We start from the raw sequence: 12,849 nt of genomic DNA, 5'->3' as shown, positions 1-12,849 counted from the left end.
AACGCCAATTTGTCTTGGTACACCCTAAGTGTATGGACAAAAACTTAACAGAAATCATGCGCCTTATCACCAACCTGATCCGCACCGGCACCGTGACCGAAGTGGACCGGGAAAACTGGCTGTGCCGGGTAAAGGTGGGCGAGCTTGAAACCAACTGGATTAACTGGCTGACACTGCGTGCCGGCGGCGGTCGCACCTGGTGGTGTCCGTCACCGGATGAACAGGTGGTGGTGCTGAGCCTGGGCGGCAATCTGGAAACCGCCTTTGCGCTGCCCGCCATTTACTCCAATCAGTTTGCACCGCCGTCGGATTCCGTGGACGGCTGCGTGACGGAATACCCGGACGGAGGCTGGTTTGAGTACGAACCCGCCACCGGGCGCTGGCACGTCAAAGGTATCAAATCAATGGTGATAGAGGCGGCTGACAATATCACCCTGAAAACAGGTGAGTTTGTTGTGGAAGCAAGCAACACGCGCATAAACAGCGAGGTGGTGATCAATGGTGGCGTCACTCAGGGCGGTGGTGCCATGAGTTCTAACGGGATCGTGGTGGATAACCATGCCCATATCAAAGTTATGAAAGGCGGCGATACCTCGGGAGGCCCGGTATGACGCTGTATATCGGCATGAGTCAGGGTAACGGCAGGGCTATCACTGATACGGAACACCTGCGCCAGTCAGTACGGGATATTCTGCTGACCCCGCAAGGGAGCCGAATTGCCCGCCGCGAATACGGCTCCCTGCTGTCTGCCCTGATAGACCAGCCACAGAACCCGGCGCTGCGTCTGCAGATCATGTCTGCGGTCTACGTAGCCCTGAGCCGATGGGAGCCACGGCTTACGCTGGATTCCATCACTATCAGCAGCAGCTTTGACGGCTCAATGGTGGTTGAGCTAACCGGGAAGCGCAATAACGGCGCGTCTGTATCCCTTTCAGTGCCAACAGGAGCAGATAATGGCAGTAATTGACCTTTCCCAGCTCCCGGCCCCGCAGATTATTGAGGTGCCGGACTTTGAGGCGCTGCTTGCTGAGCGCAAGGCAGCTTTTGTGGCCCTTCATCCGGTGGATGAACAGGACGCGGTGCGGCGCACACTTGAGCTGGAATCTGAACCCGTCACCAAATTACTGCAGGAAAACACATACCGGGAAATCCTGCTGCGTCAGCGAATCAATGAGGCTGCGCAGGCGGTCATGGTGGCTTATGCCATGGGTAGTGATCTCGATCAGCTGGCAGCCATTAATAACGTAAAACGACTTACGATCATTCCCGGAGACCCGACGGCGATTCCGCCGGTTCAGGCGGTGATGGAGTCTAATAATGATTTACGCCAGCGCATACCGGCGGCAATGGAGGGTTTGAGCGTTGCTGGCCCATCTGCTGCCTATGAATTTCACGCGCGGAGTGCTGATGGCCGTGTGGCTGATGCGTCAGCTATCAGCCCGACACCGGCAAATGTCACCGTTACCATACTTTCCCGTGAAGGAGATGGAACGGCAGCAGCAGACCTGCTCGCTGTTGTGGCTGCCGCACTCAATGATGAAAGTGTGCGCCCGGTGGCTGACCGGGTAACAGTGCAGTCTGCCTCCATCGTGAATTACACGATTAATGCCCAGCTCTATCTCTATCCGGGGCCGGAGGCGGAGCCTATTAAAGCGGCCGCTATTGAGCGGCTGCAATCCTACATTAAAGCCCAGGCACGGCTGGGACGTGATATCCGCAGATCTGCCATTTACGGTGCGCTCCATGTGGAAGGGGTCCAGCGTGTAGAGCTGACTGCGCCTGCAGTTGATGTGGTGCTGGATAAATCAAAAGCGGCTTACTGCACAGCAGCAACCGTAACCATCGGGGGAACGGATGAATAGTCTGCTTCCTCCGGGATCGTCTGTCCTTAAGCGCCGACTGGCGCAGGCCTGCAGTGATATCAGCAACCTTGATGTGCCATTGCGTGACCTGTGGAACCCATGGAAATGCCCGGTGAAGTTTCTGCCCTATCTGGCGTGGGCGTTTTCGGTTGACCGCTGGGATGAAGCCTGGGCAGAGAACGTCAAGCGCCAGGCTGTCAGTGACGCCTTTTTCATTCACCGCCGCAAAGGGACGCTTGCCGCTATCCGCAGTGCGGTTGGCCCGCTTGGGCGAATCATCGGTATTACGGAATGGTGGGAAAACAATGCCACGCCTGGCACGTTCGAACTGGACATAGGAGTGCCGGAAAGCGGCATGACGCCAAATATGAATATCGAAATGGACCGACTGATCAGTGATGCCAGGCCCGTCAGTCGTCACTGCTCAATCAATATTGTGCAGGAAGTGCCGGGTTATCTGTATACCGGCGGGGCCATCTATGACGGCGACATTATTACGGTTTATCCAGGGTAACTATCATGGCGAAATTTAAAACTATTATCACCACAGCAGGTGCCGCAAAAATCGCGGCGGTTCTGGCTGGCACCGCCAGCATTGTTCTGGACAATACCGCAAAAATGGCCGTGGGTGATGGCGGCGGCACGCTGCCCACTCCGAACCCTGCCCAGACAAAACTGGTCAGGGAGGTTTACCGCGCGCCGATTAACAGAGCGAGTATTGATGCCAGCGATACGAAAAATATTGTTGTTGAACTGGTGATTCCACCGGAAAAACCGGAAACGAGTGGATTCTGGATCCGTGAAATGGCGTTGTATGATGCCGCCGGAACACTTCTGGCCGTCGGCAACATGGCAGAAACTTACAAGCCGTCATTAAGCGAAGGAGCCGGGCGAAAGATGGTGATTCGCATGGTGATTGCGGTCAGCGAGGTCAACGCGATCACCATCACCATGGACACGTCAACCGTGATGGCCACGCAGGATTATGTTGATAGTGAAATCGACAAGCATGCAAAATCCCGCAACCACCCGGACGCCACCTTGGCTGCAAAAGGGTTTACGCAGCTCAGCAGCTCGACAACCAGTACATCAGAAACGCTGGCCGCCACCCCGAAAGCGGTAAAAACCGTCATGGATGAGGCCAAACTTAAAGCGCCACTTGCAAGCCCGGCGCTGACCGGCACGCCGACGGCACCGACGGCGACGGCAGGTAATAATTCGCAGCAGCTCGCAAATACACAGTTTGTGATGACAGCAATCGCTGCGTTGGTTAACTCCTCGCCTGGCGCACTTGATACGCTGGGAGAACTGGCGGTGGCTCTCGGAAACGATCCGAACTTTGCAACTACCATGCTCAATGCCCTGGCGGCCAAGGCGCCGCTTGCCAGTCCTGCATTGACCGGAAAGCCGACAGCACCCACGGCACCGCAGGCGTCAAATGATAAGCAGCTGGCGACAACCGAATTTGTCACCCGCGCGGTGGCACCCGCAATTCTGATGCGGGGCAACCTGCCGAATAATGCCAATCTGAACAATTACGGGCCAGTGCCAGATTTTATTGGTATATGGGCGCAAAACTCGGCAACCAATGCGCAAATCGTGAACGGGTTCCCGGAAGATAACGCGGTTGGTGTGCTGGAAGTCATTCCAGGCGGGCCATTTGGCGGAACGCAGCGTTATACCGTAACCAGAAACGGCAATATTTATATGCGCCCTCTTGTTGGCACCTGGAATGGTACAGATGGCCCTTGGGGTGTCTGGTTGCCCGTTGGTTTTTGTTCAATGCCGGGTTATTTCACTGGCGATATGAATACGCTATTAACTCCTGGGATCTGGTCGATAACCAATGCGGTTACAAACGGGCCAATTCCAGCCGGACAGACTGCAACGCCGACCGGTATATGCAAGGTCGAGTTGCGTTCAAGCACGGACTCAGTTGTTCAGACTTTCACCTCAATTGTAACCAATGCCGCATTCATAAATAGAACGTGGACGCGCACCCTTTCCGGTTCTACATGGTCATCATGGGATTTGCAGGGGACAGGGGCGCTTAATGATTTGGGCTATGGCCTTACTGCATCCTCACGCATCACGTCGTTCGACTGGCAGCAAGCTGATTTTCTGACCGGTTCAATGCAAACCTTTGTGTTTTCATCATCATTAAATCCACCATCAGGCGTAACCTACAACACGAATACAACGGTAACGGCGACAACGATTCAGAGAAACTCCAACGCAGCGGTTATAAAACTTAACTCTCTGTCAGCTTCAAATGGTGACAGGAGTGAATATATTATCGTGGTGACAGGGGCTGTTGGCTCTCGTTCTTTTAATGTGGTCAGAAGTTACAATAGTGATTCTTCAACTGTCATTCCACTTACTAACGGTGGTCTTGGCGCAACCACGCCAGAGGGTGGGCGCAAAACGCTAGGCTTTGAGGATATGGGAATTGGTCTTGCCAGTAGTGGTTTATTATCTTCATTCGACTGGCAGCAAGCAGACTTTTTAACTGGCTCAATTCAGGTCGCAACTTTTTCAGCTTGGGTTAACCCTCCATCAGGAGTGACGTACTCAGCATCCACTACCATTAGCATAGAAACCATTCAGGCGAGGCCTAACTTCTTTCTTGTCAGGCTGACGCCAATGACAAGCTCAGCAGGTAATAGGCGAGAGTACTTGGTTTCTGTTAATGGTGCTAAAGGTGCCAGGACTCTATTTGTTACTCAGAAATTTAATGACGACCCATCAACTGTAATCCCAATAGCCAACGGCGGCACCGGCTCGTCTACACAGGCAGGTGGCCTTGCCAATCTTGGAGGCGCACCGCTGGTCAGCCCCGCCTTAACGGGTATACCAACTGCACCCACGCCAGCCCAGACAGTTAACAACACGCAGATAGCAACAACAGCTTTCGTAAAAGCTGCCCTCGCCGCGCTTGTTAATGGCTCTCCCGCGGCACTGGATACGCTTAAGGAACTGGCAGACGCCCTGGGGGGTGATGCTAATTTCTCTACAACAGTGCTGAATGCGTTATCCGGTAAGCAACCCATTAATGCGGCGTTAACGTCTTTATCTGGACTTACTGGCGCTGCCGATAAGCTGCCGTATTTTGTCGGCAAGGATCTGCTTGTCCTGTCCGATTTCACAGCCTTTGCCAGAACCTTACTTTCACGCAACAGCGCGGCGCTGGTACGGGCAGATTTGAACATCCTAACCGGCCCTGGCTGGTATAAGCTCGGCGATCTGCTGATCCAGTACGGAACAATAGATTTTACGAATACAACAACCAAAACAATCAACTTCCCAATCCGATACCCCACAAAGGTTGACCAGGTGATCGTTTCAGATGCGGGATGGGGTGGTGGAAATATGTGGGGCGCGACCGAACAACAGCCGATTGGCTTCACTGCACACGTGAACGTCTCTGAGGAAGGTGGTCAGTGGATTTCTTTCGGGAGGTAATATGAGTGAATATGTTTATAGTGCATATGAGAATGCGTTTTTCCCCAACTCTCTGAGGGATTCCTACGAGCAGGCCGGAACATGGCCGTTCGACGGGGTGGAGGTGGATATTGAGACTGCTGCCGAATTTATGGGTGATCCTCCCCCTGGTAAACAACGGGCCGCAGGGGAAAATGGAATGCCCTGCTGGGAGGATATTCCACCGCCCACGCCAGAGCAGCTAAAAGCGGCGGCGATTCTGAGGTTAACAGCCTTGCGCAAAGAAGCGGATTCGGTGATAGCCCCCCTGAAAGATGCCTCAGAGGGGGGTTATATTGACGAGACAGATAAACCCAGGCTGACGGAATGGCAGAAGTATCGCTACAGTCTGACAAAGGTTGACCCTGAAAACCCAATCTATCCCGATAAACCGCTGTGACAAAAGGCCGCTTATGCGGCCTCTTTTTTTTGCCTCCTTATTCCGGCAGGTGATGCAAAGGAAACATGGTGATTTAGCCCCCACGCTTGCGGGAATTTTTTAACCCTTTCGTTGTGCCATTCCCCAGACAAAGCCCGCCGCGTGCGCCGCGCGCATATCAACCAGAACATAGGCGTACCCCCTGTAAACCGGAGAGACTGCCTTATGGCTCAGGATTACCACCACGGCGTGCGCGTTGTTGAAGTCAACGACGGCACCCGATCCATTACCACGGTAAGCACCGCTATCGTGGGCATGGTCTGCACCGGCGACGATGCAGATGCGTCCATGTTCCCCCTCAACAAGCCGGTCCTGCTGACCGATGTGCTGACTGCCAGCGGCAAGGCGGGCGAGTCCGGCACGCTGGCACGCTCGCTGGATGCGATTGCAGACCAGGCAAAACCTGTGACGGTTGTCGTGCGTGTGGCGCAGGGCGAAACCGAAGCGGAAACCACCTCCAACATTATCGGCGGCGTGACCGCTGACGGTAAAAAAACCGGTATGAAGGCTCTGCTTTCGGCGCAATCGCAGCTCGGTGTTAAGCCTCGCATTCTCGGTGCGCCAGGGCATGACACGCAGGCGGTTGCCACTGAGCTGCTCAGCGTGGCGCAGAGCCTGCGCGGGTTTGCCTACCTGTCCGCCTATGGCTGCAAAACGGTGGAGGAGGCTATTGCTTATCGCGATAACTTCAGCCAGCGCGAAGGGATGTTGATCTGGCCTGACTTTATCAACTTTGACACCGTGCTGAATGCAGATGCGAAGGCTTACGCCTCCGCCCGTGCGCTCGGCCTGCGCGCCAAAATTGACGAACAGACCGGCTGGCACAAAACCCTGTCCAACGTGGGCGTGAACGGCGTCACCGGCCTTTCTGCAGATGTGTTCTGGGATCTGCAGGACCCGGCCACCGATGCGGGACTGCTGAACCAGAACGATGTGACCACGCTGATCCGCAAAGACGGCTTCCGCTTCTGGGGTTCCCGCTGCCTCAGCGACGATCCGCTGTTTGCCTTTGAAAACTACACCCGCACGGCGCAGGTGCTGGCTGACACCATTGCAGAAGCGCACATGTGGGCGGTGGATGGTGTGCTTAACCCGTCACTGGCCCGCGACATTATCGAGGGTATCCGCGCCAAACTGCGCAACCTGAAAACGCAGGGCTACATCATCGGCGCAGACTGCTGGCTGGATGAGTCCGTGAACGATAAGGACTCCCTGAAAGCCGGGAAGCTCACTATCGATTACGACTACACGCCGGTGCCGCCGCTAGAAAACCTGATGCTGCGCCAGCGCATCACCGATCAATACCTGCTGGATTTCTCCAGCCGGGTCAGCGCGTAAGGGGACCCCATGGCTTTACCACGCAAGTTAAAACACCTGAACCTGTTCAACGCGGGTAACAACTGGCAGGGGATCGTTGAGTCCGTAACCCTGCCGAAATTCACGCGCAAGTTTGATAAGTATCGCGGCGGTGGTATGCCCGGCTCGGTGGATATTGATCTGGGGCTGGATGACGGCGCACTGGACACGGAATTTACGGTTGGCGGCACCGAACTGCTGTTATTCAAGCAGATGGGGTCAACGACTGTTGACGGTATTCAGCTGCGCTTTACCGGCTCCATTCAACGTGACGACACCGGGGAAGTGCAGGCCGTGGAGCTGGTCGTGCGCGGACGTCATAAGGAGCTGGATTCCGGGGAGTGGAAGACCGGCGAAAGCAACACCACCAAAGTCAGCAGCACCAACAGCTACGCGAAGCTGACCATTAACGGCGAAGTGCTCTATGAGGTCGATCTGGTCAACATGATTGAAATCGTTGACGGCGTGGACCTGATGGAAGCGCACCGTAACGCGCTGGGCCTCTGATTAACCTTAACGGCGCGGGTAGCCGCGCCAGTAACCCATTAACAGGAAAAGAACATGACCGACAAGCTGACCGAAAAGACCGTACAGCTGGATACCCCTATCAAGCGCGGTAACAGTGAAATCACGGAAATTGTGCTGCGTAAACCCCAGTCCGGCGCACTGCGAGGCACCCGCCTGCAGGCCATTATGGATATGGATGTGGGTGCAATGATGACCGTCATTCCGCGTATCTCCACCCCGACCCTGACGGCACAGGAAATGGCAGAACTGGACCCCGCCGATCTCACCGCGCTGTCGGTTGAGGTGGTGACTTTTTTGTTGAAGAAGTCGGTTCTTGCCGGTTTACCGACAGCCTGACGGTTGACGATCTGGTGGCAGATATTGCCACCATTTTTCACTGGCCGCCGTCCGTCACTGACGTTATGCCGCTGACCGAAGTGCTGGAGTGGCGGCATAAAGCGATTCAGAGAAGCGGGGCCAGCGATGAGTGACACTAACCTGCGTCTGCAGGTGATTCTTAATGCGGTTGATAAACTCACCCGCCCATTTCGTACTGCGCAGGCCAGCTCTAAAGAGCTGGCTACCGCCATTCAACAGAGCCGCGCCAGGCTGAAAGAGCTGGACGCTCAGGCGGGGAAAATTGAAGGCTTTCGTAAAACCAGCGCGCAGCTGGCCGTCACCGGTAACAACCTTAAGGCTGCCCGCGAAGAAGCGGCCCGGCTCGCCACGCAGTTTACCGATACAAACCGCCCGACGGCGGCGCAAGCCCGCCTGCTTGAGCAGGCCAGAAACTCCGTGTCGGAACTGCAGACCAAATACAACGGCCTGCGTCAGTCGGTGCAGAAGCAACGCCTTGCGCTGAACGAGGCCGGAATGGATACCCGGAAGCTCAGCAGCGCCCAGCGCGAGCTGCGCCAGAATGCGGACGAAACCAGGCAGGCACTGGACCGTCAGCAGAAGTCCCTTAAACGACTCGGTGAGCAGCAGGCCAGGGTTAATGCCGTCAGGGAGCAGTATTCCCGAAGCCTGGAAGTGCGGGATCGCATCGCCGGAGCAGGGGCCACAACCTCAGCCGCAGGGCTGGCAATGGGCGCGCCGGTCGTGGCGGCGGTGAAAAGCTATGCCAGCATGGAAGATGCCATGAAAGGTGTGGCAAAGCAGGTCAATGGACTGCGTGACGATGATGGCAACCGGACCGCCCGGTTCTATGAAATGCAGGATGCGATCAAGGCTGCCAGTGAACAGCTGCCCATGGAAAATGGCGCGGTGGACTACGCCGCCCTGGTCGAGGGAGGCGCACGTATGAACGTGGCGAACCCGAATGACTCATGGGAAGACCAGAAGCGTGACCTTCTGGCCTTTGCCAGTACGGCAGCCAAAGCGGCAACTGCCTTTGAACTGCCCGCCGATGAACTGTCCGAAGGCCTGGGGAAAATCGCCAGTCTCTATAAGGTGCCAACCCGCAACATTGAGCAGCTGGGCGATGCGCTGAACTACCTGGACGATAACGCCATGTCAAAGGGCGCGGACATTATCGACGTGCTGCAGCGCATGGGTGGCGTGGCTGACCGGCTGGACTTCCGCAAGGCAGCCGCGCTTGGCTCCACGTTCCTGTCACTTGGCGCAGCACCGGAGGTGGCAGCCAGCGCTGCAAACGCTATGGTGCGTGAGCTGTCCATTGCCACCATGCAAAGTGACCGCTTTATGGATGGCTTGGATATGCTGAAGCTCAAGCCTGAACAGCTTGAGAAGCAGATGACGAAGGATGCCATGGGCACCATTCTGCAGGTGATGGAAAAGGTGGAAAAGCTGCCGCAGGACAAACGCCTGTCCGCCATGACGATGCTGTTTGGCAAGGAATATGGCGATGATGCGGCAAAACTGGCTAATAACCTACCGGAGCTGCGCCGCCAGTTGCAGCTCACTGCCGGTAGTGGCGCCAATGGCTCAATGCAGAAAGAGTCCGACATCAACCGGGATTCACTTTCTGCGCAGTGGATGCTGGTAAAAACGGGGGCGCAGAACGCTTTCAGCAGTCTGGGCGAAACGCTGCGCCAGCCACTGATGGATATTATGGATTACGTGAAAAGCGTAACCGGGGCGCTGCGCCGCTGGATTGAAGTTAACCCGCAGCTTGCGGGCACGCTGATGAAAGTGGCAGCCGCTACTGCCGCGATCACCCTTGGGCTTGGTACGTTAGCCGTTGTTGTAGCGGCTGTGCTGGGGCCGCTGGCGATCTTGCGGTTTGGCTTATCCATGCTCGGCGTAAAAGCGCTGCCGTCTGTATTCACGGCGGTTACTCGCACCGGCAGCGCGCTGACATGGCTGGCAAATGCACCACTTTCCCTGGTTCGACGCGGAATGGCTTCCACGGGTAGTAGCACTGGCCTGCTTACTGCCCCGCTGAATGCTCTGCATCGCTCAGCCGGAATTGCGGGCAATGCACTGAAAGCGGTGGCGGGCGCGCCGGTGGCAGTATTTCGCGCCGGAATGACCGGAGTACGCAGCGTGATAGCTGCAGTGATGAACCCCCTGGCGGCGCTTCGTGGAGGGCTGACCGCTGCCGGGGGAGTTTTGCGCTTTCTGGTATCCGGTCCGCTCACCTTACTTCGTGGTGCACTTTTCGGTATTTCGGGACTGCTGGGCGCGCTACTCAGCCCTGTCGGGCTGGTAGTTACTGCACTTGCGGGTGTGGCACTGGTCATCTGGAAATACTGGCAGCCAATCGGCGCTTTTCTGGGCGGCGTGGTGGAAGGGTTCAGGGCTGCGGCCGCTCCCATCAGCGCAGCCTTTGAGCCTGTCCGGCCTTTATTCCAGTGGATAGGGGATAAAGTACAGGCGTTATGGGGATGGTTCCGGGATCTGCTGACGCCGGTTAAATCCACGGCGGAGGAGCTGAACAACGCGGCCGCCATGGGGAAAAGGTTTGGTGAGGCACTGGCTGAAGGCCTGAGCATGGTCATGCAGCCGCTGGAGTCTCTGAAATCGGGCGTAACGTGGCTTCTGGAGAAGCTGGGAATTGTCAGCCAGGAGGCTGCGAAAGCGAAGCTGCCGGACCAGGTAGTGCGGCAGCAGTCCGCCACGGTGAACAGTGACGGCAAAGTGGTACTGCCGCCAGGCGGATTCTCTGCGATGGGTTTTGCGGGCATGTACGACAACGGGGGCGCTATCCCGCGCGGCCAGTTTGGCATAGTCGGCGAGAATGGCCCCGAAATTGTGAACGGCCCGGCAAATGTGACCAGCAGGCGGCGCACGGCAGCGCTGGCATCGGTTGTGGCCGGAACCCTGGGCATGGCGGTAACACCTGCAGAGGCCGCGCCCCTGCATCCGTTCAGCCTTCCCGCAACGGCATACAAACAGAGCCAGCCCGCAAAGGTGGAGCGCGCACCGGCAGTAATGCACTTTGAAACGCACGCGCCGATCACAATTTATGCGCAGCCAGGGCAGAACCCGCAGGATATTGCGCGCGAAGTTGCCCGCCAGCTCGACGAGCGGGAACGCCGCACCCGCGCGAAGGCGCGCAGCAATTACAGTGACCAGGGGGGATATGAATCATGATGATGGTGCTGGGGCTATACGTTTTCATGCTGCGCACGGTGCCTTATCAGGAACTGCAGTATCAGCGCAACTGGCGGCACGCGGTGAACAGCCGCATCAATCGCCGGCCGTCAATGCAGTTTCTTGGCCCGGATAACGATTCGCTGACGCTTTCCGGTGTCCTGCTGCCGGAAATTACCGGCGGCAGGCTGTCACTGCTGGCCCTGGAGCAGATGGCAGAACAGGGCAAGGCATGGCCGCTGATTGAGGGGAGCGGGACTATTTATGGCATGTTCGTGATCGAGAGCCTGAACCAGACAAAGACGGAGTTTTTCGAAAGCGGGATGGCGCGGCGGATTGAGTTCACGCTGACGCTCAAACGGGTGGATGAATCGCTGTCCAATATGTTTGGCAGCCTGAGTGATCAGCTCAGTAACCTGAAAGACTCCGCATCGTCCGCGATAGGGAATATTACTAATACGGTTGGAGGACTGCTGCAGTGAATTTCAATTCTGAACTCCTCAGTCTGTACGGCAAAAGTCCGGCCTTTAACATCGTCATCGAAGGTAAGGACGTAACAACAACACTGGACAAGCGCCTGATGAGCGTGACGCTCACTGATAACCGGGGCTTTGAAGCGGACCAGCTTGATCTGGAACTGGATGACGCGGACGGGCAGATTGTCCTGCCGCGTCGCGGTGCGGTTATTCAGTTTGCGCTGGGGTGGGAAGGCCAGCCGCTTTTCCCTAAAGGGGCATTTACCGTCGATGAAATTGAGCACAGCGGGGCACCTGATCGCCTCACGATTCGCGCCCGCAGTGCTGATTTCCGGGCAACCCTGAATATCCGCCGTGAAAAGTCCTGGCATCAGACAACCGTGGGGGACGTTATCAGAGAAATCGCCACCCGCCATAATCTCAAAATGGCATTAGGGCAGGACTTGTCAGGCCTGTCGCTGGATCACCTGGACCAGACGAACGAAAGCGACGCGAGCTTTCTGATGAAACTGGCGCGTCAGTACGGTGCTATAGCGTCAGTCAAAAGCGGCAATCTGCTGTTTATCCGGCAGGGGCAGGGGAGAACGGCAAGCGGAAAGCCGCTGCCGGTTGTGACCATCACGCGAAAGGAGGGTGACGGCCACCGTTTTACCCTGGCAGATCGTGGCGCTTATACCGGCGTCATTGCCAGCTGGCTGCATACCAGGGAACCAAAGAAAAAGGAAATGACGAAAGTTAAGCGCCGCCGCAGGAGGGCCACGAAACCAAAGGAGCCGGAGGCGAAATCGGGGGATTACCTGGTGGGGACGGATGAAAATGTGCTGGTACTCAACCGGACCTATGCAAACAGGGCTAATGCTGAACGGGCTGCAAAAATGCAGTGGGAACGGCTGCAGCGCGGGGTGGCTTCATTCTCGCTGCAGCTCGCAGAAGGCCGGGCCGATCTCTATACGGAAATGCCGGTAAAGGTCAGCGGCTTTAAACAGCCAATAGATGATGCTGAATGGACCATAACCACGCTGACCCATACCATCGGCCCGGATAACGGCTTTGTTACAAGCCTGGAACTCGAAGTGAAAATAGATGATTTAGAAATGGAATGAGTTTGTTCACAAAATGGAAGTTAGTGTATCATTGTGTGATTGCAGGGGACGGAGCGGAGAGAGCGGAA

13 protein-coding genes are annotated in these 12,849 nt (G+C 56.3%); all 13 read left to right on the top strand.

Features of this window, described 5'->3' with window-relative positions:
- Positions 1–32: 32 nt before the first annotated feature.
- Positions 33–611 (top strand): phage baseplate assembly protein V, encoded by a 579-nt coding sequence (locus ABIE02_RS15010; RefSeq protein WP_059307177.1) that lies wholly within the window; start codon positions 33–35, stop codon positions 609–611.
- The gene (locus tag ABIE02_RS15005; protein WP_059307178.1) at positions 608–967 is read left to right on the top strand and encodes a GPW/gp25 family protein; all 360 of its coding nucleotides are present in this window, start codon (positions 608–610) and stop codon (positions 965–967) included. Before ABIE02_RS15010 ends, ABIE02_RS15005 begins: the two co-directional genes overlap by 4 nt.
- Entirely contained in the window at positions 954–1,862 is a 909-nt protein-coding gene (locus tag ABIE02_RS15000; RefSeq protein ID WP_059307179.1) for a baseplate assembly protein, read from the top strand. Before ABIE02_RS15005 ends, ABIE02_RS15000 begins: the two co-directional genes overlap by 14 nt.
- Complete coding sequence (locus ABIE02_RS14995; RefSeq protein WP_059307180.1) at positions 1,855–2,376, top strand: phage tail protein I; 522 nt, start codon at positions 1,855–1,857, stop codon at positions 2,374–2,376. Before ABIE02_RS15000 ends, ABIE02_RS14995 begins: the two co-directional genes overlap by 8 nt.
- A 5-nt stretch (positions 2,377–2,381) precedes the next feature.
- The gene (locus ABIE02_RS14990; RefSeq protein ID WP_059307181.1) at positions 2,382–5,324 is read left to right on the top strand and encodes a phage tail protein; all 2,943 of its coding nucleotides are present in this window, start codon (positions 2,382–2,384) and stop codon (positions 5,322–5,324) included.
- A gap of 1 nt (position 5,325) precedes the next feature.
- The gene (locus ABIE02_RS14985; RefSeq protein ID WP_059307182.1) at positions 5,326–5,742 is read left to right on the top strand and encodes a tail fiber assembly protein; all 417 of its coding nucleotides are present in this window, start codon (positions 5,326–5,328) and stop codon (positions 5,740–5,742) included.
- A 204-nt stretch (positions 5,743–5,946) separates the two neighbouring features.
- Positions 5,947–7,119 (top strand): phage tail sheath protein, encoded by a 1,173-nt coding sequence (locus ABIE02_RS14980; protein WP_059307183.1) that lies wholly within the window; start codon positions 5,947–5,949, stop codon positions 7,117–7,119.
- A 9-nt stretch (positions 7,120–7,128) separates the two neighbouring features.
- A complete protein-coding gene (locus ABIE02_RS14975) occupies positions 7,129–7,644 on the top strand; it encodes a phage major tail tube protein (protein WP_059307184.1) in 516 nt (171 codons plus the stop codon).
- A gap of 54 nt (positions 7,645–7,698) precedes the next feature.
- Complete coding sequence (locus ABIE02_RS14970; protein WP_059307185.1) at positions 7,699–8,001, top strand: phage tail assembly protein; 303 nt, start codon at positions 7,699–7,701, stop codon at positions 7,999–8,001.
- A gap of 14 nt (positions 8,002–8,015) precedes the next feature.
- On the top strand, positions 8,016–8,135 hold the full coding sequence (locus tag ABIE02_RS14965) for a GpE family phage tail protein (protein WP_007848878.1): 120 nt from the start codon (positions 8,016–8,018) through the stop codon (positions 8,133–8,135).
- Entirely contained in the window at positions 8,128–11,202 is a 3,075-nt protein-coding gene (locus ABIE02_RS14960) for a phage tail tape measure protein (RefSeq protein WP_059307186.1), read from the top strand. Before ABIE02_RS14965 ends, ABIE02_RS14960 begins: the two co-directional genes overlap by 8 nt.
- On the top strand, positions 11,199–11,684 hold the full coding sequence (locus tag ABIE02_RS14955; protein WP_059307187.1) for a phage tail protein: 486 nt from the start codon (positions 11,199–11,201) through the stop codon (positions 11,682–11,684). Before ABIE02_RS14960 ends, ABIE02_RS14955 begins: the two co-directional genes overlap by 4 nt.
- Positions 11,681–12,781 carry a phage late control D family protein gene (locus tag ABIE02_RS14950; protein ID WP_059307188.1) on the top strand — a complete coding sequence of 367 codons (1,101 nt, stop codon included), beginning with the start codon at positions 11,681–11,683 and terminating at the stop codon, positions 12,779–12,781. The genes ABIE02_RS14955 and ABIE02_RS14950 overlap by 4 nt, the downstream gene beginning before the upstream one ends.
- Positions 12,782–12,849: the final 68 nt, after the last annotated feature.

This window comes from Leclercia sp. 1548, from assembly GCF_050435045.1.
GTDB classification, from domain to species: Bacteria; Pseudomonadota; Gammaproteobacteria; order Enterobacterales; family Enterobacteriaceae; genus Enterobacter; species Enterobacter adecarboxylatus.
The sequence above is the reverse complement of the archived record's forward strand: the minus strand, read 5'-3'. Positions and strand labels throughout refer to the sequence as shown.